Genomic DNA, 24,343 nt, shown 5'->3' on the forward strand with positions numbered 1-24,343 from the left:
CTCCCGCGGGCGCCGGGGCGTGGAAATCCGGCGCGCGTGATACGGTCGAGCCGGGTGACTTGATGAGGTTGTGATTGTGTTCATGGTTCCTCCACCTGACTTGGATGGTTGCGCGCGGGGATGCCAGCGTGCTGTTGGGGGGAAGGGAACCACGGATAAGACGGATAGGACGGATCAGGAATGGGGGGCGTGACGCGATGGATTTTGGCTGGTTGGCAGGCGGGAGTGGGGAACCACGGAATACACGGAAGTGACGGGAGGAGGTTTTGGACGGTGGCTCGTTTTGGGTGGGGCCCCTGGACGGTCGGGGGAGGGCAGGGCTTTTCAAACAAAAAAACGACGCTCGGGATTCGGGCGTCGTCAATGAGGTGCTGGAGTGGCCGTCATCATCGATTACCGGCAAAAACGATTGTGGCCGTAGTGATTGACCGGTCCGCGGAAGTTGTTGTAGCCCGGCCGGACAGGGCGGTAGGCGTTGTAGTTCGAGTAGTTGAAGCTCACACCCGGGTTCACATACCCGTAGGCACCGCCGTATCCGTAGCCCGGCGTGGTGTAGCCGTAGCTGGGGGCGTAAACGGTGGGGTAGGGGTTCACGATCACCGGGGCGGGCTGATAGACGGGGTAGTTCCCACCCAGATTCAGGCCGAGCGAGAACCGATCGGACGCTTCGACATTGGCGACCGAGAACATCGACAGGGCCGCGGCCGCTGAGAGGAGAGTTTTGCGAAACATGGCAGATTCCTTCTTTTCCTTGGTGTGATGACGCCCGCGAGGTTTGCTGTTCCTCAGTCCTCCGGGCATGGCAGGACAGTTCGCAGCAGGCGTGCCAAGTGGGATGAGGGCGTTCCAGAGGCACAAAACGGCCCTCAACTCCGCGCAGCCTTCCAGGTCGGCAGGTTGGGCTCGTCAAAGTGACGACTCGCGCCGTCCAAACAGCGTCGATGGGTTGACGCATGTGTTGCAAGAACGTCACGCGCGACTGGTAACTTTCGCCCGGACGGCAAAATCGGCCGCTTTGAGGTCGCTTGCTTGACCACATGCCGACGACTCTCCACGCTGAGCGGCATGTCCAAGCCAAGAGTCTGTGTTCTGCGTGCCCCCGGCACGAACTGCGAAGTCGAGACCGCGTTCGCTTTTGAAACGTGCGGCGCCGTTGCGGACCAGGTGCATCTGTTCCGATTGCTCGAGCAGCCCACGCTCCTCGACCAGTACCAGATCCTGTGCATCCCGGGTGGATTCAGTTACGGCGACGACCTGGGAGCGGGTGTCGTGTTCGGCTCGCAGCTTCGCGGACGGCTCGGCGACGCCATCGGACGCTACCTGCAGGCGGACAAACTGGCCCTCGGAATCTGCAACGGATTCCAGGTGCTCGTGAAAGCCGGCATTCTTCCGGACGGCGCAGCGGGCTGGTCCGCCGATCCGACGAAACCCCGCGACACCACGCTGACGTGGAACGTCAACGGGAAGTACACGGCATTGTGGGTCAAACTCAAGGTGCGGTCGCCGCAGTGCGTGTTTCTCAAGGGGATCGACACGATCGACGTCCCGATCGCTCACGCCGAAGGGCGGATTGCTGTCCGCGATGCCTCCATTCTCAAGACATGGCGTGAGCGGGGACAGATCGCCGTCACTTATCACGGCACCGAAACGGAAAACTACGACGAAATGCTGCAGTACCCTGTGAATCCGAACGGATCGCTGGCGAACATCGCGGGACTGTGCGATGCCACGGGCCGGGTGTTCGGGCTGATGCCCCACCCCGAGCGGTTCCTCTGGGCGCAGCAGCACCCGACGTGGACTCGCGACGGACGCGAGGGGTACGGCGACGGGATGAAGATCTTCGAGAACGCGGTCGCGTATTTCGGTTGAGCACTCAGTGCCAGTGCCGATTGGGCCAGTGCCGATTGGGCCAGTGCCGATTGGGCCAGTGCCGATTGGGCCAGTGCCGATTGGGCCAGTGCCGATTGGGCCAGTGCCGTCTGGGCCAGTGCCGTCTGGGCCAGTGCCGTCTGGGCGTCAGTTCTTGGCGAACTCGAGCTTCATCTGGCGGTCGGGCTGTTCGCTGAACTCGCGATAGAGCATCGAGGGCTGGATGTCGCGGTTGTGCTGGTACTTTCCGCTGGCGTACTCGCGGATGTCGCCTTCGACCGTGTGGTAGAAGATCTGGCAGATCTCGATGCCGGGATAAATCCGGATCGGCTGGACCGCAAACATTTCGAGGGTCCAGTAGCCGCAGAAGCCGACGTCGCCGAAGCCGGCCGTGATATGCACGAACAATCCCAACCGGCCGATTGAGGAGCGGCCTTCGAGCATGGGGACGAGGTTGTGGGTCTCGGTGCGTTCGAGGGTGCGGCCGAGGTAGAGGCGGCCGGGGTCGAGGACGAGTCCTTCGGGCGGAATCTCGATCCTGCGGTGTCGGTTGGGCCGCCGCATATCGAGAATGACTTCCTCGTAGACCAGCAGCTCGTTGTGCAGACGCAGGTTGTAGCTGTTGGGGTTCACTTGCGACTCCTCGAACGGGTCGATGGCGATGTCGCTGCCGATCCGGGCTTGAATCTCGGGACCGCTGAGGATCATTGGGAAAGGCCGGAGGTAAGTGACGGAGTCCGGGAGGCGCTGTGATCGCGAGAGATGAACCGTCGTTGTGACGTGTCGGACATTTGAAGGCAGCCGCGCGGCAAATGCAAACCGTCAGTTCCGCGCGGCGCGCATTTGCGCTTCTTCAAAGAGATGTCGCGCGGCCCGGCCGCTGATGGTGGTGCGGCTGAGCAGTTCCGCGGCGATCCGCTCAGTGGCGTCCCACATGCCGGGCTGATCGAGGAGGTGCTCGGTTTTATCGAGCATGCGGCGGACAAGTTTCTCGGCCCGCCTGTCGTTTCCCGCGCGGGAGAGGCACATCGCATGCACTTCGCGCAGGTCCTGCGAAGCGCCGGCCCAGCCGTAAACGCCGGTGAGCCGGGCCTCTGCGGCGAGACCTCCCAGGAAGATCAGGATGGCCGTTTCGAGGTCGTCATCGGACGGTTTGACAGTCCCCTTGCGGATGGTGCAGGCCCCGAGCCTGGTTTCATCAGGAAGAATGCTGACACGCTGCACCGCCCGGCCGAGGGCCAGTGCGACGACAGCGTGCCCCGCTTCGTGGCAGGCGGTGATCTCTTCGGCCGAATGGGGCATTTGATGCAAAAAGGCAACAGGTCGCGGTTCACGAGGGGGGAGACTGCAGGTTGGCTGCTTGCGGATGGAGAGTCCAGCCGGAGGGGCGTTTCCGAAGGTGAACCGAAGCTCACACCATGCATAACCGGCAGCGGTTCCACAAAGCCCGCAGCCTTTGTGGCCTTTGTGCTGGGCAAGTCTGGCAAAGCCTGCCGAAGAATGGGGAAGTGGAAGTGTGCTCAATGGCTCCAACATCGGGGAGTTGGACGAATGACTGAATTGCTGCTGGCCCTGGACGAAGCCCGCCACACCTGTCAGGGACTGACCGATCGACACATCGTCGGAGTGCCGACGGGGCTGGCCCGGACCCTCCTGGATGCGGCGAACTGCGAAGCGGCGGAACTCCGCCGCAAGTTGCGGAATCGTGGAAGCTCGCGGGTGATCTGGACGACGGCCGGCGAACTGCTGACCGTCGTCGCGGAACTGGAAGAACGGTACGACGCCGCCACCTGATACTCGCGTCCGCAGTTCCTTCAGCGAACCGCGGACGCCAGTTGGTCGAGGCCGATCGGTTCCACGCGCATGGACTCCGTCGAACGCCATTCATGCGAGATGTTCCGCATGACCAGGGCATGGTCGAATTCTGCACTCCCTGCGGGGAACTTCGAGCGGTCATCGAACCAGGTTGCCTGCACTCGCCCGACGGAAAAAGGCTCGACGCGCCAGTCCGTCGTTACCAGTTCCAGCCCATCGAGCCGGCAGCAGTCTCCTGTTCTCGAGAAGCCCAGGCTGCCGGTCTGAAAAAAGCGGGACGATTCCGCGGCCGAGGCGAAGCAGGAGTCGTCGGGCCAGTGGCTGGAGTCGCTTCCGGACACGTGGATCTCGAGGCCGTCGCGAGCCTGATAGTCGAGCTGCACGTTTCGCCCGTCGTCGCGGACCTGAAATGTCCCGAACGAATGCTCGCCGGGAAAGAGCCGGCCGCCCGCGAGCCAGGTGAACATCGAGCCCGTGTCCCGGCGGGGAATGTAGACTCCGTTGAGGCACCTGCCGTCTGTGTTGTTCCACGTCACGGCGATCCGGTGGGCGCCGTTCTCACTGGCGAGGCCGAACAACGCCGGGACGCCCGTGGGCCGGATCTGTTCCAGTCGGATCAGGCACAGTCCGGCGATGGCATGTCCGTTGTGAATCTTCGGCCGCAGGGGGCGGGGCAGGAGCTTCTCGATGATCTGTGGATCGACTCGAAAATTCAGCAGGAGCCGTCGGCGAATCAGCCCGGTGATCGTTGGAATGCGCATTTCATCCTCCGCACGATGAACCGCAGGGCCGTTGAATTGCTAACACCGGGGGGGGGGGGGGCGACGGCGGGCAGACTTCAGAACCGGCTGGACAATGAAACGTAGAGTTGTCCGGCATCCGGACGGCTGAGCGCCGGGTTCGCGTTGATGGCATCTCCATACCAGAACCAGAAGTAGCCGATCTGCAGGGAGGAATCGGTCGACTTTCCGAGGATGAGGCTGAGGTCGAGTTCGCTTCCGATGTCGCCCGGCGTGGAGGCCGAGCCCGGGATGGGCAGGCCCTGGACGTCGTAGACGAAATCGCCGGTGCGCGTCTTGTGGAACCGGTGCCATTGCAGGTCGAAGGTCACATCCGCAACCGGGGCGAACTCGGCCCGGAGGCCGAGGTCGGTGAGGTTGGACCCCGACAGGTTGTCGATCAGGCCCCAGTAGCCGTGGCTGTCGGGATAGAGGATGTGCCAGGTGTTGATGCGTCTGTCTGTGGCGTCGCCGTCGCCCGAGCCGACCCAGCAGAAGCCGGTGAGCGTGAGCGAGTTTTCATCGGTCCCCAGGCGCGTGCCGCCGACGACCGAGATCGCTCCGGCGGTCACTTCCTGACCATTTCCACCGGCGACGAAGTTGTCTTCTCCGAACTGGCCCGCTCCCTCGAGCTCGAAGAGCCAGGTGGCCGACCAGCCGTCCTGTTCCGTCGGAACTTCGAGATTCCAGCGGCCACCGATCGTGTGGACGCTGCCATCGAGCCGAGTGATCTGCGGCTCGGTTTCATCGAGAAAGAGCCAATAGAGATCGAGCTCGCCGAGCGATTCGCTCTTTGTGCTTCCATAGAGGCCGCTGAACATTGCACTCTGGTCGGCGTGATCGAAGCTGCGGGAACGGAGCGGGCTTCCGGCGGCGGAGTTGACGGGGCGCGAGACGAAGGCGTCGATGAATGAATCCGACCAGCTGGTGTAGAATCGCGCGCCTTCGAAGTTGCGTTCGGTGTTGGCCCAGTCGAGTCGGGAGATCATCCGCTGCGAGCCGTAGTCGAGCAGCTGCCGGCCAACGCGAATGCGCGATTCGAGCTCTCCTTCCAGAACGAGCTGGAGATCGCCGTAGAGTTGGAGGAGGTCGGAGCGGTTTTCATCGAAGACTGTTCTCGGCAATTCCTCGCCGAAGTTCGAGGCATCGATGTAGGTGGCGCGGAACTCGAAGATCTCCGTCTGGAGCGCGGTGTCGATGAGAACGCGCCACTGCTGATACGTATTCTGCTGTCGCGGATCGCCGGGCCTGAGGCGTCCGTGTTCGTTGAAATACCGCCAGCGGATTTCACCGCCAGTCGCTTCCTCATCGCCGAAGATGTCGTCGGTGACGTGCAGCGTGGGCGCCTGGCTCGCGGAGGGCGGGGGGAGGGAGGGGACCGGCGACAGCGTTTCCACAGGCTCGAGCGTCACCGTGGCTGGTACTTCGTCGGCCGCGACTGCTTCGACAGCGGGGACGGCGGACTCTACGGGCGATGCCGACACGCCGTTGAACACCTGGTCAAGCCGCGCATCGAAATCATTCGAGGCGGGGGCGTCGGGAACGGGAAGCGGGGGGAGCGAGGACTGGGCCGCGGCCGGCGATGAGGCCAGCAGGGCGAAGATGGTCAGCAGCGGCGCCAGGCGAAGCATGGGAGGGACGTGCGGAACGACGGGGGAACCGCGCCGCCGGGTGACGCCACTCTGCCCGCCGCGCGCGGGAATCGTACGGCGTTGGCCGATTCGCCGCGTCGCCAGTCGCTTCCTCGCAGGGTCGCCCGGCAGAACATGCCGGAACACGTCCCCTGGCGGGCTATCCCGATTTCCTCAGGATGACTTTTCCCGTCTCTGAACAGACGACAGTCAACCCTTGCAGGGGTGAAGAATGCGAACCGCGGGCCAGCGGGCGCTGGCCAGTGCCCGACGACGCCCAATCCGGAAACAACGACGGCTCGCCGGGATCGGCGAGCCGTGGTGCGCGGTTCCGTTGAAACGCAGATCGTCAGATCCAGGTTGGTTCCCAGCCTTTGCGGTAGGGCTTGGTGAGCATGGCCTGGGCCTCGGCGGCGCCGGTGAGTTTCATGGCGGCGGAATCCCACTTGAGGACCGAGCCGGGGAGCCGGGCGGCGATCGTTCCGAGGAGGACCGTCTCCGTCAGCGGGCTGGCGTAGTCGAAGTGGGAGGTCGTCTTGTCCTCGCCACGGCAGGCATCGGCCCAGGAGACGTAGTGATCCCGGGCTTCGACGACAGGCAGTTCCTTTTCCGCGGGCTTGCCGTCGATGTAGTGCGTGGGCATGGCGACGTGCGGGATCAGCATGCTTCCCTTCTCGCCGACGAGGACGGATCCCGCGCCTCCCAGCTTGACGCTTTCGGGAAGTCCGAGGGTTTCGCGGGGCGGCACGACTTTCGCGCCGTCGTACCAAGTCACGCGAACCGATTTACCGGCGGTGATGTCCGTGCCGGGGAATTCATAGACGACCGTTTCGCTCTTCGGCCAGACCTCCTTGTTCATCGGCGGGGCATCGGCCCGGATGCTGGTCGGGGCGGTCAGCTTGAGGGCCATGAAGACCGGGTCGAGGATGTGGCAGCCGAAGTCGCCGAGCTGGCCGTTGGAGAAGTCCAGCCAGTTGCGCCAGTTGAAGGCGTGGTAGATCTTCGGGAGGTAGGGACGTTCGGGGGCGACGCCGAGCCATTCGTCCCAGTGGATGGTCGTCGGGACGGGCTCGGAGCCAGCGGGACGATCGTCGACGAGCCGCCACGTCGGACTCCCTCCCTGCCACGAATGGACTTCCCGAACCTTGCCGATTGCTCCGGCGTGCACTGCGGCCACCGCGGTGCGGTAGGCGGAGTGCGACTGGATCTGGTTGCCCATCTGGGTGACGACGTCGTACTTCTTCGCGGCCAGCTGCATCTGGCGGGCTTCATGGACGGTGTGCGTCAGCGGCTTCTGGCACTGCACATGCTTTTTGAGCTGCATGGCCGCGAGCGAGATCGGGGCGTGCATGTGGTCGGGCGTGGAGACGATGACCGCGTCGAAGGAGGCGGCATCGTCCAGCAGGCGACGCCAGTCAGTGTACCGCTTGGCCTGCGGGAACTTTTCCGAGGCCCGGCCGAAATGGTCCTTCGATTCGTCGATGTCGCACAGGGCGACCACGTCGACATTCGGGCTGGCGGCCGTGTTGACGAGGTCGGACCAGCCCTTGCCGCCGCACCCGACCGAAGCGACGCGGAGCTTGCCTGCGGCTCCGGCGACGCGGGCCCAGCTGGACGCGGGAAGGAGGGCGAGCGTACCGAGAGCAGCGGTGCTCTTGAGGAAGTGACGGCGGTTCGAACGGGTCGGCATGGCGGGCTCCTGGGAGGTTTGGAGGTGGGAATGGGATCATCACGCGCAGCGGGGCGAGCGACAACCACGGAGGCGACTCATTTCGAGCGGGGGGTGACGTTCCGGTAGAGCTTGACGTTCTTTGTGGAACGTCCGCCGGCGATGATCTCGGGGAGGCCATCGCCATCGAGGTCGCCGACGGCGATGTCCTCGGGGGCGATGCCGCCATTGTCGACAACGTGCTGCTCCCATTTCGTGCCGTCGCCGGAGACGTTTTCGAAGAGGAGGAGGGCGGGGCCTTTGATCTCGCCGGGGCCGGGCTCGCGGAAGCCGACGGCGACATCGTCGTCTCCATCGCCGTCGAAGTCGGCGGGATACACGGCGTGGCCCTGCTTGAGCTGGTCAGTCAGGACGATGCGCTTTACGTCGACGCCGCCGAGTTGCTTCGGCTTGTCGACCAAGTAGACCACTGCCTGGTTGCCGTGCATCGGTTCGATTGTCGCGAGCAGCAAGCCGCCGTCGCTGCGTTTTCCCGGCTTGATCTCGCCGGCCCCTTTCTGTTCCGGCTTCTCTCCGGTCGCTCCCGGGTGGATGAGCTGATGCACTCCCAACGCTCTCAGCCCTGACAGCCAATGCACTCCCTCCTGGCTCGCCGTGACCGTCGCCATTCCTCCGCCTGGACCAGCAAGATGCCAGTGATTGTGCATCCGGTTCATCGACTCATCGAGCACTTCGCGAGGCCAAGGCTCCGACTTGGGATTCTTCGGAATCGTGAAGGCGGTCAGCTCGACGCCCCCTTTTCCGGCGGTGGCGTTGAGGGGGGAGACCGTCAACTGCGGCTCGCCTTTGCCGAGGACGTCGCCGAATCGCATGCGGTGCGTCCACGAGATTGCTCCGATGGGGTGGACGGTCCACTTCTCATCGAGCGATTTGCCCCGCGAGAGCCACTGGATCGTTCCCAGGTGTTTGCCGTTGAGCCAACCGGCCCCGAGGGCGAAGTCGATTTTGCCGTCGCGGTCGATGTCGTGGGCCGCGATGCAGACGTTATCGAGTTCCGTCTGGTCTTCGATGACGACGTGGCGTTTCCAGTCGGGGTTCCGGTACCAGAGGACTTTGTTCTCGGTGACGGCGACGACGTCGTTCTTTCCGTCGCCATCGACATCGGCGAGCGTCACAGCGTAGACAGCGACGCGGCAGGAGTTGTCTTCGAGGACCACGGGCTCGAAAACCGGCGTGGCGGCCGGGGCCGTGGAGGCGGCGGCCAGAGAAACGGCGAGTGAGCAGGTCAGGTGACGCAGCACGATTGAGGTTCCCCCGTCGGACGAAGCGCGGTCGAGTTGTGGCACCAGCTTACCGGGGAACGCAGGGGAGTGTGACTGTGGAGGCGTCACGTCGGTGGGGGGATTTCGACACGAAGTCAGGAAGACACGAAGGGAATCGGGGAGAGGTTGAACAGGAGAATAAGGAAGGAGAAAGGGGTTTCATCGCGAAGGGGCCGGTAATGGGGATTCGGGTTTGCTGTCGTTGGATTCAAGGGGGAACAGAAGGGAAGGAAGTCACGGGGGAGGAGTGTTTCCGGGTGGGGGCGAGTGGCTCGCGGGAGACCTGACAGTCGGGTTGCGGTCGGGAGACGGTGCCACAACGTGGGGGGGAGACGGTGCGACTGCGTGGGGGGGCTGGCTGCGTTTGCGGCTCGGCGGAAGCCACGCCCACCCGGGCCTGGTGGGCGTGGTGAGTTTCGTCGTGATGCTGTAGCGTTCTCTCGTTGAATCGAGTTCTGATCGAGTCGAACGGATTGCTTGAATGCCGGAGGCGGTGGCGAAGCCTGAATCGACAACTTCCTGGAAGTTGCTGCGCCGGATGCTGGTGCTCGGCTTTCAATACCGGCGGGAATGTCTCGCGGTTGTCGCCCTGCAACTGGTGATCGTCGGCCTGAGCCTGGGTGGCCTGGGGCTCACCGGGCTGGGAATCGATTACCTGCGAACAACGGTCGATCCTGCCAGCCCCGCGCCGCGCTGGCCGCTGGGGATGGCCCCGCCAGCCGAGTGGTCGCCGCAGTCCGTCATCTGGGCGATTGCCGGGATGGTGCTAGCCTCGGCGCTGATCAACGCCTTCGTTCGCTGGGCTGCGGCCATCTCGGCGGCGAACCTGTCTCAGAAGATCCTGCTCAACCTGCGGGCGGGCGTGTTTGAGAAGCTGCAGCGGTTGAGTTTCGCGTTTTACGACGCGGGGCAGTCGAGCTCGATCATCAACCGGGCAGCAGGCGACGTGAACGCCGTGCGGTCGTTCGTCGACGGCGTGATCATCAAGGTGTCGATCACGAGTCTGACTCTGGCGGTCTATATCTTCTATATGCTGCGGGTGCATGTCGGGCTGACGCTGGTCTGCCTGTCGACGACGCCGCTCCTGTGGGTGGGGTCGCTGTTTTTCTCTCGGCGCGTGCAGCCGATGTACCGCCGGGCGAGCGAACTGGCGGATCAGCTGGTCAGCCTGCTGGTGGAAAACGTGCAGGGGGCGCACGTCATCAAGGGGTTCGGACGCGAGCGGGAGGCGATCGCCAGTTTCGAGGCGGCGACAACGCGGATCCGCAAGCAGAAAGAGGAAATCTTCTGGAACGTGAGTGCGTTCCAACCGGTGATGGGGGGGCTGACGCAGCTCAACATGCTGATCCTGATGGTTTACGGCGGATGGCTCGTGATCCAGGGGCAGGTGGCCCTCGGCTCGGGGCTGTTCGTGTTCGCCAACCTGCTGCAGGAGTTCGCCAACCAGGTGGGGCAGATCACGAATATCGCCAACACCATCCAGTCGAGCCTGATCGGGGCCCAGCGAGTTTTCGAAGTGCTTGATGCGCCGCTGGCGATCACCTCCAGCGACAATGCGCTTCCCCTGCCGAGAGCCCGCGGCGAGATTGAGTTCGACAAAGTGACGTTCACGTATCCGACCGGGCGACGGGCGTTGACGGACATCTCGTTTCGGGTGTCGCCGGGAGAATGTCTGGGGGTCACGGGAGCGACGGGCAGCGGCAAGAGCACGCTGCTGTCGCTGCTGATGCGGTTTTATGACGTCGATTCCGGGGCCGTCCGTGTCGATGGCCACGACGTCCGAAAACTCGATCTGGACGACCTGCGCCGCAACATGGGTCTGGTGTTCCAGGAGAGCTTCGTGTTCAGCCATACGATCGGCGCGAACATCGCCTTCGGCCAGCCGGAAGCGACGCTGGAGCAGATTGAGCGGTCGGCCCGCGTGGCGGCGGCGGCGGAGTTCATCCAGGAGCTGCCGGGGCGTTACGACACGATGGTCGGCGAGTATGGATCGACGCTGTCGGGCGGTCAGCGGCAGCGGCTCTCAATCGCCCGGGCGGTCCTGCTCGATCCGCCGATCCTGCTGCTGGATGACGCGACGGCATCGGTGGATGCCGAGACCGAGCACGAGATATCCACGGCGCTGGAAGGGGCCTCGGCCGGCCGGACGACGCTGTTGATTTCCAACCGGCTGAGCACGCTGTCGCGGTGCGACCGGGTGATGGTTCTCGATGGCGGTCGCGTGGCGGCGATCGGGACGCCCGAGACGCTGCTGCGGGAGAGCGCCTGGTTCAGCGGGCTGGCCCGGCTGCAGCGGATGGAAGAGATTGTCGTGGCCCGATGAGATCGCATTTTTTGGTTTGATTTCGGTGGAGCCCAACGCGAAACACCCCGGCTGCTTTGAGCAGCCGGGGTGCTTTGAGCAGCCGGGGTGCTTTTTTTTTCGCATTCATTAAGGGGCGAGTTTGCCCTTGGTCACTCCGTCCCAGTTGTCGGTCCGGAACGGATAGGCCGGCAGGTAAACCTTGTTGAACAGGTTTCCGCTCGGGTTGTCTGCCCAGTTGTACCGGACGGCCGTCGGGTTCGGGACGTTTTTGCTCGAGACGACGACGGTGTCGCCCTCGATCTTCGCGTCGCCCCAGACGAAGTTCTTGTCGTCACCGGCGATGGCGAATCCGGAAAGCGGTTCGTTGTAGTAGCTGATGAGACCGCGGAGGCCCCCTTCGCCGAGGTTGTCGAAGTGGAGGACGATCTTGCCGTCCTTGATGTCCATCGACTTGTAGGTCGGACCGCTGCGGGAGACCTGTCCCCCGAGGCCATAGAGGTCGACCAGGGCGAGGCGAGCGAGACGCTTGCCGACGTTCTGCTTGTCCTTGGGATGGATGTCCTTGGCGGCGCCGATGTCGATGATGCAGGCCACTCCGCCGGGAGCGGCGGCTTCCGACGCGATCACCTGCGCTTCGCGGAGTTCGGCCCAGGCACTGTCACCCGGCGCATCCTTCTTGGCCATGAAGTTCGCGAGCTGCACCTGGTAGAATGGGAAGTCCCCCTGCTTCCAGGCGTCGCGCCAGCTCTTAATGAGCGTGGCCATCAGGGTGCGGTACTGTTCGGCCCGGCTGGCGTTCGATTCACCCTGGTACCAGATGGCGCCCTTGATGCCGTAGGGGACGATCGGTGCGATCATCGCGTTGTAAAGATTCGTCTGGCGGTGGGGCGTGGCGCTTGGGTCGACCGGGGCGTTCGGCTGGGGAGCCGGTTTTTTTCCGGCGGCGGTCGCTTCGGCCGATTCCTTCTTCCACTTCGTCATCGCCTCTTCGTAGGCGGCCTTCCTCTTGGGGTAGTCGGCTTCCTGTGCGGCCCACGAGTCGATGATCGGCTTGAACTCGCCGCGGGAGGCCATGCCCTCGGCGGAGGTCCAGGCTTCGGCGCGCGTCCCGCCCCACGAGGTGTTGATGAGGCCGATCGGAATGTCGGTCGTCTGCTGGAGCTGACGACCGAAGTAGTAGGCGACGGCCGAGAAGTTGTTCACGGCGCCTGGACCGGCGACAGCCCACTTTCCGACGCAGTCAGTTTTGGGGGTGGTGCTGGTCGCCTTCACGAGGTGGAACAGCCGGAGCTTGTTGTTCTTCGAGGCGAGTGATTCGAGGTCGGGATCGAGGGCCGCATTGATCGACCACTCCATGTTGGACTGGCCGCTGCAGACCCAGACATCGCCGACGAGGACGTCGTCGAAGGTGAGCTGGTTCTTCCCTTTGACAACGAGGGGGATTGGGAGGCCGGGGTTCAGGGAGTCGAGTTTGACGGACCACTTGCCATCGGCGTCGGCTTTGGTGGTTTTCTTCTGGTCCTGGAAGGTGACGGTGACCTCTTCACCGGCATCGGCCCAGCCCCAGACGGGGACGGGCATGCCTCGCTGCAGCACCATCTGGCTGCCGAAGATGGCCGGCATGCGGACCTCGGCCAAGGCCGTTGCGCCTGGCACGAGCAGGATTGAAAGGACGAGCGGCGTCAGTCGTTGAAGCATCGATCCAGTTCCAAGAGAGGGACGTCAGGAGGGAGTTTCCGGGAAAAGCCGCGGCAAGCCGTCGGCCTCAACTCAGGTGGCGGCGACACCGGTGAAGTAACCGGGCTCGTTGCCCGGCTTCCACTTGATGTTGCAGCCGATGCTCGGTTTCTGTTCGGCCGTGACCGGACCGCCGGCGAGGACGGCATCACAGGCGGCCCGGAGATCGGCGCCGGTGACCGGGATGTTGGTTTTCGGGCGGCTGTCGTCGAACTGGCCGCGATAGACGAGCTTGCGTTCCTTGTCGAACAGGAAGAAGTCGGGCGTGCAGGCGGCGTGATAGGCCTTGGCGGTCGCCTGGGTGGCGTCGTGGAGGTAAGGGAACGTGTATCCGGCGGATTTGTGTTCGGCCTTCATCTGTTCGGGGCCGTCCTGGGGATAGGCCTCGGTGTCGTTGGAACTGATGCCGACGATGGCGAGGCCTTTGGGAAGGTACTCGGCGGCGAACTGGGCGAGATCGGACCTCAGGTGAATCACGAACGGGCAGTGATTGCACATGAAGACGACGAGCAGGGCCGGCTGATCGGCGAAATCGCGGAGCGAAAGCGTGCGGCCGTCGACGTTGGGAAGGGAGAAATCGGGCGCCGCGCTTCCCAGCGGCAACATGGTGGATGCGGTGCGAACCATGGGAGGGCCTCCAGTCAGCGACAAAGTCGCGAATCGATATCCAGGGCAGGCGCCGCGGGAACGCGGCGGGGAAGTGCAGTTTATCGCTGGTGATCGTCGTCGCCTAACGAGCGGCATGGCCGCTATGATTGCGGATCTGCATTCCCTGCCCGCGTCGCGTTCGGTTCGTCCTTCATGGCTGGCTCGTCGACACTTTCCCATCCGGTTCTCGCCGAACGATTCATCGCCCGCGAGGGACGCGCCCACTGGCATGACCAGTCGTTGTGGTTCGTTCGGTCGAAGCGAGACAGGATCGCCGCAACGATTCCGGAGTGGGAGCTGCTCCGGGAGACGGCTTCGGGAATCAAGCAGCACACACTGTCGCGCCTGGCTGACTACCTGGAGCAGTTCGAGCGGAATGCGACGGCCGCCGGGGCGGTCGTCCACTGGGCGAAAGACGCGGCCGAGCACAACGCGATCGTGCTGTCGCTGCTGCAGAAGCACGGCGCGACGAAGCTCGTGAAATCGAAATCGATGCTGACGGAAGAGTGCCATCTCAATCCGTTCCTCGAGCGAAATGGCGTGACGGTCGTCGACACAGATCTCGGCGAATGGATCGTACAGCTTCGCAATGAGCCGCCGAGTCACATCGTGATGCCGGCCATCCACACAAAGCGCGAAGAGATCGGCGAACTGTTCCACGAAAAGATCGGGACAGAGAAGGGGGCGACTGATCCGGATTATCTCGTGAAGGCGGCCCGTGGGCATCTGCGCCAGCGTTTTCTCGAAGCGGACGCCGGTCTGACGGGCGTGAACTTCGCCATCGCCGAAACGGGGGGCTTCGTCGTCTGCACCAACGAAGGGAACGCCGACCTGGGAACCTCGCTGCCAAAGCTGCATATCGCATCAATGGGCATCGAGAAGCTGATTCCCCGGAAGGAGGACCTGGCGGTCTTCCTGAGGCTGCTGGCCCGCTCGGCGACGGGGCAGCCGATCACGACCTATTCCACGCACTTCCGCGGTCCGCGGACTCCCGATTGCGAAATGCACATCGTGATCGTGGACAACGGCCGCAGCGAGATCATGGGCTCGGAGGATTTCCGGCGGTCGCTGAACTGCATCCGATGCGGGGCGTGCATGAACACCTGCCCGGTTTATCGTCGGAGCGGCGGGCACAGCTATTCGGCGGTGGTTCCGGGGCCGATCGGTTCGATCCTGGCTCCGGCGTCCAATCCGGAGAAGCATGCGGCGCTGCCGTATGCGTGTTCGCTGTGCGGATCGTGCACGGATGTCTGCCCGGTGAAGATCGACCTGCATCTGCAGCTCTACACGTGGCGGAACAAGCTGGCTCTCAAGGGGCTTTTGCCGCGGTCGAAGCGGTGGGGGATGGCGCTGGCAGGGCGGGTGCTGCGGAGCGCACGGCTGCTGAACCTGGCGGGGGGGATGGCCCGCTTCTGGCTCCCGAAGCTGCCGCGGTTTGTTGTTTACAACCCGCTGAATCCCTGGGGGAAACAGCGCGAACTGCCGGCGGCACCGAAAAAGAGCTTCCGCGATCTCTACGCCGAGCGGCAGCGGAGCAGGAAGGACGCCGGCTCCCAGTGAGACTGGCCAGCGGCATCAAGCCCGTCTGCCGCCAGAAATGGCTTTCCACGTCAACCTCCCTGCGCACGGCCGTCGCGCCCAATCGTTCGTGAATTCGCACGTTGCTCTCTTGAACCCTACCCGTTTCCCGCGACACTGTGGGATCGCTCGCGAGCGCGGGCAATCTCCGGGGGAACTCTGCAAAAGACCACTTTGATGATCGAAGAGCTGAAGCGCTGGACAACGACGGATGCGAGCGACCTCTACGAAGTCGCCGGCTGGGGCCAGGGCTATTTCTCCGTCGGGGAGAACGGCAACCTGTGGGTGCATCCCGGGCGGGATGCGAATCAGAAGCTCGATCTCAAGGAACTGATCGACCGCCTTCAGCTGCGCGGACTTGATCTGCCGATCCTCGTGCGTTTCAACGGCATCCTGAAGGATCGCCTGAAAACGCTGCATGACGTCTTTTCGCATGCGATCAAGGAACATGAGTACAAGGGGAAGTATGCCTGCGTTTACCCGATCAAGGTGAACCAGCAGCGGGAAGTCGTCGAGAAGGTCGTCGAATACGGCAAGCAGTTTGGGTTCGGGCTCGAGGCGGGCAGCAAGCCCGAGCTGATTGCGGTTCTCGCGATGACGGAACCGAACATGCCGGTGATCTGCAACGGCTTCAAGGATGCGGAGTTCATCGAGCTGGCGATGCTCGGCCAGAAGCTGGGCCGCACGGTGATCCCGGTCGTCGAGAAGTACACCGAGCTCGACCTCGTTCTGAAATATGCCGAACGGGTCGGCGTGCGTCCGCAGATCGGGTTCCGCGTGAAGCTGGCGTCGAAGGGGTCGGGTCGCTGGCAGGCGTCGGGCGGATACCGCTCGAAGTTCGGGCTGACGGTCAGCGAAATCCTGAAGGCGCTGAACGAACTTCAGGCGCGGGGCATGGCGGACTGCTTCAAGCTGCTGCATTTCCACCTGGGGAGCCAGATCACGAATATCCGGCAGGTGAAGGCGGCGATCAACGAAGCGTCGCGGATCTATGTCGACCTCCACAAGCGCGGCGCGGGGCTCGAATACCTCGATGTCGGCGGCGGCCTGGGCGTCGACTACGACGGCTCGCAGACGAACTTCGAATCGAGCATGAACTACTCGCTCCAGGAGTACGCCAGCGACATCGTCTACCAGATCCAGACGACCTGCGACGAGAACAGCGTCCCGCATCCGAACATCATTTCGGAGAGCGGCCGGGCTGTCGCGGCTTACCACGCGGTGCTGATTTTCGGCACGCTGGGCGTCGCGGAGCAGGGGGACGACGACGAGATTCCGAAGACGATTCCGAACGAATACGAGCAGCCGCTGCACGACCTGATGCTGACCTACAACGAGGTCAACGCCCGGAATGTGCAGGAGGCCTACCACGATGCGCAGCAGGCGCTGGATATGGCGACCAACCTGTTCAGCGGCGGCTATCTGCCGCTCGATCAGCGTGTCGTGGCCGAGAACCTGTTCTTCGCCATCTGCCACAAGATCCGTCGGCTGATCAAGGAAGCCGACGACGTTCCGGACGATCTTTCGGGGCTCGACCGAATGCTGGCGGACACGTTCTTCTGCAATTTCTCGCTGTTCCAGTCGATGCCGGACAGCTGGGCCGTGAGCCAGTTGTTCCCGGTGATGCCGATTCACCGGCTGGCTGAGAAGCCGACGCGGCATGCCGTGCTGAGCGACATCACCTGCGATTCCGACGGCAAGATCGACCAGTTCATCGACCGCCGCGACGTGAAGCGGACACTGCAGCTGCATCACTTCGACAACGAGCCGTACTACATGGGGGCGTTCCTGATCGGCGCCTACCAGGAGATTCTCGGCGACCTGCACAACCTGTTCGGCGACACGAACGCCGTCCACGTCGACCTGAGCGACAGCGGCGAAGTGCTTCTGGAGACGATCATCAAGGGAGACACGGTCTCTGAGGTGCTCGACTACGTGCAGTTCAAGGGGCGGGACCTGATGAACCGCGTGCAGGCGACGGTGGAATCAGCAGTTCGCGAGGGGCGGATTGACCACCAGCAGGCCGGCCGGATCGTGAAGTTCTATGAGGAAGGCCTGAACGGCTACACGTACCTCGAAGAACCGGGCGAGTAACGGGAATCACAACCTGATCAGGCCCGGTTTCTCCAAGGAAACCGGGCCTTTTTTCGTGGAACTCGCACATGTCGCTGGTCCGCGTGCAGGATCGATCCCGTTGGAACGGTTCTGCAAATTTCAGGGGCGCAGGCCTGGCGACAATTCCGATCGCTCCACATCGACCTCGTTGTCTACTCGGGCCGAATCTGGCGACGGCGGGGATTCTCATCGCAACGTCACAATCGTTGTTCGCCAAACGACTCTCGCGTCGATGCTCCTCGTGAAACACCCGTTCGTCGGGTGCATGGCATGGATTGCCCGCACGGAACTCTCGACGGACCCCTGCATTCATCCGCCCCGCACGAAGGCCGGGGCGAACTGGCGGGAAGGTTGCAGTTGGCCATGGCTACAGGACATGGCCGGGAGAGTTCCTGCCGCTGTCGAATGACGTTCATCATGGAGGAGACACTGTGAAGCGGCTGGCCCTCTCTCTCTGCGTTGCTGCGGTCGCCTTCACCGGCGGATTCACGAATCGCGGCCTGGCCAACGATTGGACAACCCTCGTCAGCGACGAGGAGCCACTCGACATGCCGTTTCTGTCGGACGCTCTCGAGAACACCCAGGTCTGGACCGGCTTCGACGTCTATAAGTCCGTCGGCGATCGGATCACGAACATCAACGGCGGCACCGGATCGCTCTCCAGCAGCTACGGCAACACCGTTGGAATCAACACCGGCTTCAGCCTCGGCGATCTCCCCTTCCGCGGACAGATCGGTGCCAGCTACGGCGTTTACGACTACAAAGGCCGGCTCGGAATCGTCGAGCATGCCGAGCAGGTGGAACAGCAGATGTTCTTCACCACCGGTCTCTATAAACGCGGCGACATGACGAACGAAGGCGATCCCATCAGCTGGGGCTTCGTCTATGACCTCTTCTACGCCGACGAATGGGGCGTGAACGGCAACGAGTTCGATCTGGGGCAGTTCCGCGCCATCATCGGCTACGCCCTGACCGATGCGACCGAAATCGGCGTGTGGGGCACCTTCGCCGCACAGGACAACGAGGCCGCCGTCACCGTCGCCGGAGCCCCGAACCTGCTCAGGACGATTCGCTCGGCCAACCAGGCCAACATCTATCTCAAGCAGAATTTCGCGTTCGGCGGCCAGGTCACCGGCTACACCGGCATGCTCGACAACGCCAGCATCGGCGACTGGCAGTTCGGCCTGCTCGGCCAGGCCCCGCTCAGCGACAGCTGGTCCATCTACGGCAACTCCAACTACGTCGTCCCCGGCGCGAAGAACGGACCCAACGGCTCCGGCGAAGAGCAGTTCAACGTCTCCGTCGGACTGGCCTACTCCTTCGGCGGCAAGGCGCGGAACCAGAGCGTCACCGGAAATGCAGGGATGCCGCTGCTCAACGTGGCCAACAACGGGTCGTTCCTGATCACCGACTGACCCGGGCAGGCCAGTCTGCCGGCACCCGCGAGTGCCCTCCGAGTCGAGAGGCTGTAGAGGGCTCCGGCGGAAATCCAGTGTTCAGTGCGCAGCCGCAGAGCAATCTGCGGCTGCGTCCGTTTCCGGGCGTCCCACCCCCGCAAACCCGCGCCATCGTGTGGCCCCGGGATTCCTACAGAAACGGGGCTTTTTTCTTCGCGGGTTCGTGCGCCGCTTGCATCCGCGTGACGGGCGTCCAAGAATCCAGTCCGGACGGAGCGCAAAACGGAGCTGCCCGTACGACTGGAAAAGCCTGGTGACGAATGACCGAGATGACGAATTCGATGGAGGATTCCCTCACGCGCCTGGCGCGGGCCTATGACGGGCTGCGGGAGCAGATGGCGAAGGTCATCGTCGGCCAGCAGGAAGTGACGGAGCATCTCCTGATTGCCCTGTTCAGTCGGGGGCACTGCCTGCTGGAAGGGGTGCCCGGCCTCGCCAAGACTCTGATGATCAGCACCCTGGCGCGGTGCCTGTCGATGTCGTTCAGCCGCATCCAGTTCACGCCCGACCTCATGCCGGCCGACATCACCGGCACGGACGTGCTGCAGATCAATCAGTCGACCGGGCAGCGGGAGCCGCAGTTCATCAGCGGTCCACTGTTTCACAACATGGTGCTGGCGGACGAAATCAACCGGACGCCGCCGAAAACGCAGGCCGCGCTCCTGGAAGCGATGCAGGAGCGGCAGGTGACCGTCGGCATGGTCCGCCACATCCTGCCGAACCCCTTCTTCGTTCTGGCGACGCAGAACCCGATCGAGCAGGAAGGAACCTATCCGCTGCCCGAAGCGCAGCAGGACCGGTTCATGTTCAAGGTGTTCGTGCGGTATCCGAGCTTCGCGGAGGAGCGGCAGGTGGCCCTGCAGACCACCGGGACTTCCTCAGAGGATGTCCGCCCGGTGCTCTCTGGCGAAGAGATCATGGCGCTTCAGCAGGTCGTCCGGCAGGTTCCGGTGACCGACCACGTGGTCGACTACGCGCTGGCGCTCGTGCGGCAGACTCGCGTCGGCCAGGAGGGAACGCCGGACTTCATCACCGAGCAGCTGAGCTGGGGGGCGGGGCCGCGTGCCGTGCAGTTCCTGTTGCTGGGGGCGAAGACGCGCGCCTTGCTGAAGGGGCGGACGCACGTTTCGACGGAAGACATCCAGGCCCTTGCGGTTCCCGTACTGCGTCACCGGATCGTGGTCAACTTCTCGGCCGAGAGCGATGGCGTCACCTCAGACAAGGTGATCGAGCGCCTGATCCAGGAAACACCGGCCAAGGAAGGCGAGCTGCAGAAGGATCCGCGCCTCGCCCGGATTTTCGCGGCATAAGGTGGGCGGCCGGCCCCTGCTGGCGGCTGCTCCGTCTGTCGGATTTCAGCGTGTTCAAACTCCGTTGGGTTTGGGCTGAGCCCGCGGTTCAATGTGTATGAGGGCGTTTGAAGACGCCCGCGAGAGTGAAAGAAAGTTCGCAAAGATGACGACCGAAAAGACCCTTATCCGCGTCGGCCACAGCCCCGATCCGGACGACGCCTTCATGTTCCACGCCCTGGCCAACGACAAGATCGATTCCGGGCCGTATCAGTTCGTCCACGAACTGGTCGATATTGAAACGCTCAATCGTCGGGCCTTTACGGGCGAGCTCGAGCTGACCGCCGTCAGCCTGCATGGTTACGCCTACCTGACCGATCGCTATGCCCTCTGCGCCTGCGGCGCGAGCATGGGAGACGGTTACGGGCCGATGGTCGTCGCCAAGACACCGATGACGCGCGAAGACCTGGCCGGGAAGACGATCGCGATCCCGGGCACGTTGACGACGGCCAACCTGGCCCTGCGGCTGTGGTTGAAGGACCGCCGCCCCATTGAACACAAGGTCGCCGGCGTCGTCCTGCCGCAGCCCGCCGCCCGCGGCGCGGCCGTGAGCGATTCCGTCCATCCGAACTACGTGGTCGTCGAGTTCGACCAGATTCTCGAATTCGTGGCCGCCGGGAAGGCGGATGCGGGCCTGATCATCCACGAAGGCCAGCTGACCTACGGCAACCAGGGGCTGCACCTGGTCCGGGACCTCGGCGAGTGGTGGATGGAAGACACCGGCCTGCCGCTGCCGCTTGGCGGAAACGCGATCCGGAAAGACCTCGGCGCTGAGGGAATGAAGGAAGTGACCCGGCTGCTCAAGGAGAGCATCGAGTACGGCCTCAAGCATCGTGGTGAAGCGCTCGGACATGCCCTCCAGTACGGCCGCGATCTCGACCGCAGCCAGGCTGACAAGTTCGTGGGGATGTACGTCAACGACTGGACGATCGACTTCGGCGAGCGGGGGCGGAAGGCCGTGGCCACGCTGCTGCAGCGCGGCTACGAGGAAGGCCTTTTGCCCAACCCGGTTGAGCTCGAGTTCATCGGGTAGTGCTGGCATGGGCCCGGTTGGAGTGCGGCGGCCGGACGCCGGTTGCATCGGTGAAGGCCGCACTTCACAATTGCCGCATTGGCTGTGAGTCGCGTCTCGGTGTTCGAGCGCAGAGAAAGTGGAATCGCAGGCGTCAGAGTTGACGGATCTTGTGTTCTTCATGCGTCGCCTGTTTACCCGTCACCGCGCAGCGAAGTTTCCGCTCTACCAACGGCCGGAGGAGATCGCAGGTCTCCGGGCAGCGGGCGCCTTCAATGCGAGTGTGCTCGACCTTGTCCGGCCTCTGATCGTTCCAGGCGTCACGACGAACGAACTGGATCGGGTGGTCGACGACTACACGCGAAGTCACGGTCACGTGCCGGCCACTCACGGCTACCACGGCTACCCGAAATCGATCTGCACGAGCATCAACGAGGTCGTCTGCCACGGCATTCCGGACGACCGCCCGCTGCGGTCGGGCGACATCATCAACGTCGACTGCACGACGATCGTGGACGGCTGGTACGGCGACGCCTCGGAGACGTTCCTGGTTGGGGAATGTTCGCCCGCGGCGCGGGAACTGGTGCAGACGGCGTTCGACGCCCTGTGGACCGGGATCCGGGCGCTCAAGCCCTACGGGACGGTTCTCGACATCGGCGTCGCCATCGCGAAGCTTGGGATGGAGCGTCGGGTGGGGGTCGTCGAGACCTTCCAGGGGCACGGAATCGGGCGGCGCTTTCATCAGGACCCGGGCATTCCGCATACCCCCATGCGTGAATCGCGAAATCGCGTGCTGACTCCCGGCGTCTGCTTCACCGTGGAACCGATGATTAATGCCGGCGCCAAGGAGACCGAAGGTCCGCTCGCGGACGGCTGGACGGTGATCACCAAAGACCGCACCCTGTCGGCCCAGTTCGAGCATCAGATCCTGATGACCGAGAACGGACCCGAGATCCTGACGCTTACCCAGAACGGCCCGCAGGAAGGCCATCGGTTCTAGTTCCGCTCCGGGCCCTGCGACTGCATCGCGGCGATCGAACAGCCATGTCCTTCCGTCACTCTCCCGGCAAAGTCATCGCGGTGATGCCGGCCTATAACGCCGCCCGCACCCTCGAGCGGACACTCGCCGATATTCCCCCCGGCGCCGTCGATGAAGTGATTCTCGTCGACGACGGGAGCAAGGACGACACCGTCGAGATTGCCCGCCGCCTGGGGCTGACGGTGATCGTCCACGAAAAGAACAAGGGCTACGGCGGCAATCAGAAAACGTGCTACCGCGAGGCGCTGTCACGGGGCGCGGATTACATCGTGATGATCCATCCCGACTACCAGTACGACAGCCGCGTCATCGGGGCGACGATCGAGTTCCTGATGCTCGGGATCTGCGATGTCATGATGGGGTCGCGCATCCGGACGCGGCGGGAAGCGCTGGCCGGAGGCATGCCGGCCTGGAAGTACATCGCCAACCGGATGCTGACCATCACGGAGAACATTGCGCTGGGACAGAACCTGGGCGACTTCCACAGTGGGTTCCGGGCCTACCGGAAGGAAGTGCTCGAGACGATTCCCTACGAGAAGAACACAGACGACTTCGCGTTCGACACCCAGTTCCTCGCCCAGGCGGTGTACTTCAACTTCAAGCTGGGCGACATTCCGGTTCCCGTCCGGTACTTCGACGAAGCGAGCAGCATCAATTTCCGTCGCTGCATCAAGTACGGCCTGACGACGCTGTGGGTCATGGGGCAGTACTGGCTGCAGAAGCTGGGGCTGGCGAAGTTCGAAATCTTCGGGCCCAGGGATGCCGCGGGCTCCGCCAGTACATCACAGGCGTGATTCGATCTTCTCGACGATCGACTGCCCGATCCGGAGCGACGACGTGGCCGCGGGTGAGGGGGCGTTGCCGACGTTGATCACGCGGTCGCTCTCCTGAAACACGAAGTCGTCGATCAGCCGTCCATCGCGTCCCAGCGCCTGCGCGCGGACGCCGCTCGGAGCTGGAACAAGGTCGGCCGCGGTGATTCCCGGGACGAGCTTCTGCAGCGCCCGGACGAAGGCCTTCTTGTTGAATGACCGCCACAGCTCGCCGAGTCCGGTCTGCCATGATCGCAGGGCCAGCTTCATGAACCCGGGGTAGAACAGGCTCTCCGCGAGGTCGCGCAGGTTGAGATCGAGCTTGGAATAGCCTTCCCTGGAGTACGCGAGCACAGCATTGGGACCGCACTCGACGTGCCCTTCGATCGTGCGCGTGAAATGGACGCCGAGAAAGGGGAACCGCGGATCGGGAGTTGGATAGATCATCGTCCGGCAGAGATGCTCGGCCGGCGGTTTCAGAACGAAGTACTCCCCGCGGAAAGGAACGATGGGGGCCGTGGGCGTCTGGCCGCTGAGACTCGTCAACCGGTCGGCCTGGAGACCGCCGCAGGTGACGAGCAGACCGGTGCTCATGTCGCCCTGACTGGTTCGCAGCACTACGGCCTCGGGGGTGTGCTCGATGCCCGTCACGCGGCAGCCCAGCCGGATGTCGCCCCCCAGTTCAGTGATTCTCTCGGCGAGCCTGCGGCAGACGGCCTTGTAGTCGACGATCCCGGCATCGGGGACATGGATGGCCTGGATGCCGGCGGCGTACGGCTCGATCTCGCGCAGGTGGTCGCCGTCGACCAGGGAGCACCGCACTCCGTTGGCCCGGCCGCGTTCGAAGACGGTCTGCAGACGGGGAAGCTCCTCTTCGCTCGTGGCGACGATGACCTTGCCGATGATCTGGAACGGGATGTTCTCTCGCTCGCAGAACTCCTGCATCTGCAGCTTGCCTTCGCGGCAGAACTCGGCGCGAAAGGAGCCGGGACGGTAGTACATGCCGGTATGCAGTACGCCCGAATTGTGGCCCGACTGGTGGGCGGCGACGTGGTCTTCCTTCTCGAGGAGCGTGACCGACCGATCCGGGTGTCGACGGAGCAACTGGTACGCCGTCGCCAGACCGACGATGCCGCCGCCGATGATCGTGACATCCGACCGTGTCGTGGCCTCGTTCGGCATGGCGCAATGTGGCTCCGGGAAGTG

Annotated in this window: 20 protein-coding genes; 10 read left to right on the top strand and 10 right to left on the bottom strand. The window is 63.7% G+C overall.

Going from position 1 to position 24,343, the window contains the following annotated elements; all coding sequences use genetic code 11:
- Window positions 1-393: 393 nt before the first annotated feature.
- Window positions 394-732 carry a hypothetical protein gene (locus Pan44_RS20540; protein ID WP_145033183.1) on the bottom strand — a complete coding sequence of 113 codons (339 nt, stop codon included), beginning with the start codon at window positions 730-732 and terminating at the stop codon, window positions 394-396.
- A 333-nt stretch (window positions 733-1,065) separates the two neighbouring features.
- Here Pan44_RS20540 and Pan44_RS20545 point away from each other — a divergent pair, with 333 nt between their 5' ends.
- Window positions 1,066-1,869, top strand: coding sequence for a phosphoribosylformylglycinamidine synthase subunit PurQ (locus tag Pan44_RS20545; protein WP_145033186.1), 804 nt, complete (start codon window positions 1,066-1,068; stop codon window positions 1,867-1,869).
- Between the two features lie 147 nt (window positions 1,870-2,016).
- Here Pan44_RS20545 and dcd read toward each other — a convergent pair whose 3' ends face one another.
- Window positions 2,017-2,577: a dCTP deaminase gene (gene dcd / locus Pan44_RS20555; RefSeq protein WP_145033189.1), complete on the bottom strand. Its 561-nt coding sequence runs from the start codon at window positions 2,575-2,577 to the stop codon at window positions 2,017-2,019.
- A 114-nt stretch (window positions 2,578-2,691) separates the two neighbouring features.
- Window positions 2,692-3,171 (bottom strand): cell division protein FtsH, encoded by a 480-nt coding sequence (locus tag Pan44_RS20560; protein WP_145033192.1) that lies wholly within the window; start codon window positions 3,169-3,171, stop codon window positions 2,692-2,694.
- A gap of 249 nt (window positions 3,172-3,420) precedes the next feature.
- On the opposite strand from Pan44_RS20560, the gene Pan44_RS20565 reads away from it, so the two are divergent.
- Window positions 3,421-3,663, top strand: a complete 243-nt coding sequence (locus Pan44_RS20565) for a hypothetical protein (RefSeq protein ID WP_145033195.1) — start codon at window positions 3,421-3,423, stop codon at window positions 3,661-3,663.
- 20 nt (window positions 3,664-3,683) lie between these two features.
- On the opposite strand, the gene Pan44_RS20570 is transcribed toward Pan44_RS20565, so the two are convergent.
- The 4 genes from Pan44_RS20570 to Pan44_RS20585 all read right to left on the bottom strand — a co-directional run bounded on the left by Pan44_RS20570 (window position 3,684) and on the right by Pan44_RS20585 (window position 9,064).
- Window positions 3,684-4,445: a DUF2071 domain-containing protein gene (locus Pan44_RS20570; RefSeq protein WP_145033198.1), complete on the bottom strand. Its 762-nt coding sequence runs from the start codon at window positions 4,443-4,445 to the stop codon at window positions 3,684-3,686.
- A gap of 77 nt (window positions 4,446-4,522) precedes the next feature.
- A complete protein-coding gene (locus tag Pan44_RS20575; RefSeq protein ID WP_145033201.1) occupies window positions 4,523-6,094 on the bottom strand; it encodes an alginate export family protein in 1,572 nt (523 codons plus the stop codon).
- A 349-nt stretch (window positions 6,095-6,443) separates the two neighbouring features.
- Entirely contained in the window at window positions 6,444-7,784 is a 1,341-nt protein-coding gene (locus Pan44_RS20580; protein WP_145033204.1) for a Gfo/Idh/MocA family oxidoreductase, read from the bottom strand.
- A gap of 77 nt (window positions 7,785-7,861) precedes the next feature.
- Window positions 7,862-9,064: an FG-GAP repeat domain-containing protein gene (locus tag Pan44_RS20585; RefSeq protein WP_231754118.1), complete on the bottom strand. Its 1,203-nt coding sequence runs from the start codon at window positions 9,062-9,064 to the stop codon at window positions 7,862-7,864.
- Window positions 9,065-9,566: 502 nt separating this feature from the next.
- Here Pan44_RS20585 and Pan44_RS20590 point away from each other — a divergent pair.
- Window positions 9,567-11,408, top strand: coding sequence for an ABC transporter ATP-binding protein (locus Pan44_RS20590; protein ID WP_231754119.1), 1,842 nt, complete (start codon window positions 9,567-9,569; stop codon window positions 11,406-11,408).
- 108 nt (window positions 11,409-11,516) lie between these two features.
- Here the strand turns inward: Pan44_RS20590 and Pan44_RS20595 are convergent, their stop codons facing one another.
- Window positions 11,517-13,088, bottom strand: coding sequence for a sialate O-acetylesterase (locus Pan44_RS20595; RefSeq protein WP_145033208.1), 1,572 nt, complete (start codon window positions 13,086-13,088; stop codon window positions 11,517-11,519).
- Window positions 13,089-13,160: 72 nt separating this feature from the next.
- Window positions 13,161-13,754 carry a thioredoxin family protein gene (locus tag Pan44_RS20600; protein WP_145033211.1) on the bottom strand — a complete coding sequence of 198 codons (594 nt, stop codon included), beginning with the start codon at window positions 13,752-13,754 and terminating at the stop codon, window positions 13,161-13,163.
- Between the two features lie 174 nt (window positions 13,755-13,928).
- Here Pan44_RS20600 and Pan44_RS20605 point away from each other — a divergent pair, with 174 nt between their 5' ends.
- The 7 genes from Pan44_RS20605 (at window position 13,929) to Pan44_RS20635 (ending at window position 23,119) form a co-directional block, all read left to right on the top strand.
- The gene (locus Pan44_RS20605; RefSeq protein WP_145033214.1) at window positions 13,929-15,335 is read left to right on the top strand and encodes a lactate utilization protein B; all 1,407 of its coding nucleotides are present in this window, start codon (window positions 13,929-13,931) and stop codon (window positions 15,333-15,335) included.
- A gap of 195 nt (window positions 15,336-15,530) precedes the next feature.
- Complete coding sequence (gene speA / locus Pan44_RS20610) at window positions 15,531-17,447, top strand: biosynthetic arginine decarboxylase (RefSeq protein WP_145033217.1); 1,917 nt, start codon at window positions 15,531-15,533, stop codon at window positions 17,445-17,447.
- 452 nt (window positions 17,448-17,899) lie between these two features.
- Complete coding sequence (locus Pan44_RS20615) at window positions 17,900-18,883, top strand: DUF6666 family protein (RefSeq protein ID WP_145033220.1); 984 nt, start codon at window positions 17,900-17,902, stop codon at window positions 18,881-18,883.
- A 302-nt stretch (window positions 18,884-19,185) separates the two neighbouring features.
- On the top strand, window positions 19,186-20,235 hold the full coding sequence (locus tag Pan44_RS20620) for an AAA family ATPase (RefSeq protein ID WP_145033222.1): 1,050 nt from the start codon (window positions 19,186-19,188) through the stop codon (window positions 20,233-20,235).
- Between the two features lie 145 nt (window positions 20,236-20,380).
- Window positions 20,381-21,307, top strand: a complete 927-nt coding sequence (locus Pan44_RS20625; RefSeq protein WP_145033223.1) for a menaquinone biosynthesis family protein — start codon at window positions 20,381-20,383, stop codon at window positions 21,305-21,307.
- Between the two features lie 160 nt (window positions 21,308-21,467).
- A complete protein-coding gene (map, locus tag Pan44_RS20630) occupies window positions 21,468-22,286 on the top strand; it encodes a type I methionyl aminopeptidase (RefSeq protein WP_145033226.1) in 819 nt (272 codons plus the stop codon).
- A gap of 44 nt (window positions 22,287-22,330) precedes the next feature.
- Window positions 22,331-23,119, top strand: a complete 789-nt coding sequence (locus Pan44_RS20635; protein WP_231754120.1) for a glycosyltransferase family 2 protein — start codon at window positions 22,331-22,333, stop codon at window positions 23,117-23,119.
- Here the strand turns inward: Pan44_RS20635 and lhgO are convergent.
- A complete protein-coding gene (lhgO, locus tag Pan44_RS20640) occupies window positions 23,108-24,319 on the bottom strand; it encodes an L-2-hydroxyglutarate oxidase (RefSeq protein ID WP_145033230.1) in 1,212 nt (403 codons plus the stop codon). The genes Pan44_RS20635 and lhgO overlap by 12 nt on opposite strands.
- Window positions 24,320-24,343 lie beyond the last annotated feature (24 nt).

This window comes from Caulifigura coniformis (assembly GCF_007745175.1).
In the GTDB taxonomy this organism is placed as follows: Bacteria; Planctomycetota; Planctomycetia; order Planctomycetales; family Planctomycetaceae; genus Caulifigura; species Caulifigura coniformis.

What these genes read in the sequence shown, in the direction of transcription:
- Pan44_RS20565 (WP_145033195.1), top strand. Translation starts at nt 3,421, where the DNA reads ATGACTGAATTGCTGCTGGCCCTGGACGAAGCCCGCCACACCTGTCAG.
- Pan44_RS20545 (WP_145033186.1), top strand. Translation starts at nt 1,066, where the DNA reads ATGTCCAAGCCAAGAGTCTGTGTTCTGCGTGCCCCCGGCACGAACTGC.
- Pan44_RS20595 (WP_145033208.1), bottom strand. Translation starts at nt 13,088, where the DNA reads ATGCTTCAACGACTGACGCCGCTCGTCCTTTCAATCCTGCTCGTGCCA.
- Pan44_RS20600 (WP_145033211.1), bottom strand. Translation starts at nt 13,754, where the DNA reads ATGGTTCGCACCGCATCCACCATGTTGCCGCTGGGAAGCGCGGCGCCC.
- Pan44_RS20620 (WP_145033222.1), top strand. Translation starts at nt 19,186, where the DNA reads ATGACCGAGATGACGAATTCGATGGAGGATTCCCTCACGCGCCTGGCG.
- Pan44_RS20570 (WP_145033198.1), bottom strand. Translation starts at nt 4,445, where the DNA reads ATGCGCATTCCAACGATCACCGGGCTGATTCGCCGACGGCTCCTGCTG.
- Pan44_RS20575 (WP_145033201.1), bottom strand. Translation starts at nt 6,094, where the DNA reads ATGCTTCGCCTGGCGCCGCTGCTGACCATCTTCGCCCTGCTGGCCTCA.
- Pan44_RS20590 (WP_231754119.1), top strand. Translation starts at nt 9,567, where the DNA reads ATGCCGGAGGCGGTGGCGAAGCCTGAATCGACAACTTCCTGGAAGTTG.
- lhgO (WP_145033230.1), bottom strand. Translation starts at nt 24,319, where the DNA reads ATGCCGAACGAGGCCACGACACGGTCGGATGTCACGATCATCGGCGGC.
- dcd (WP_145033189.1), bottom strand. Translation starts at nt 2,577, where the DNA reads ATGATCCTCAGCGGTCCCGAGATTCAAGCCCGGATCGGCAGCGACATC.
- speA (WP_145033217.1), top strand. Translation starts at nt 15,531, where the DNA reads ATGATCGAAGAGCTGAAGCGCTGGACAACGACGGATGCGAGCGACCTC.
- Pan44_RS20605 (WP_145033214.1), top strand. Translation starts at nt 13,929, where the DNA reads ATGGCTGGCTCGTCGACACTTTCCCATCCGGTTCTCGCCGAACGATTC.
- Pan44_RS20625 (WP_145033223.1), top strand. Translation starts at nt 20,381, where the DNA reads ATGACGACCGAAAAGACCCTTATCCGCGTCGGCCACAGCCCCGATCCG.
- Pan44_RS20635 (WP_231754120.1), top strand. Translation starts at nt 22,331, where the DNA reads ATGTCCTTCCGTCACTCTCCCGGCAAAGTCATCGCGGTGATGCCGGCC.
- Pan44_RS20560 (WP_145033192.1), bottom strand. Translation starts at nt 3,171, where the DNA reads ATGCCCCATTCGGCCGAAGAGATCACCGCCTGCCACGAAGCGGGGCAC.
- Pan44_RS20540 (WP_145033183.1), bottom strand. Translation starts at nt 732, where the DNA reads ATGTTTCGCAAAACTCTCCTCTCAGCGGCCGCGGCCCTGTCGATGTTC.
- Pan44_RS20580 (WP_145033204.1), bottom strand. Translation starts at nt 7,784, where the DNA reads ATGCCGACCCGTTCGAACCGCCGTCACTTCCTCAAGAGCACCGCTGCT.
- map (WP_145033226.1), top strand. Translation starts at nt 21,468, where the DNA reads ATGCGTCGCCTGTTTACCCGTCACCGCGCAGCGAAGTTTCCGCTCTAC.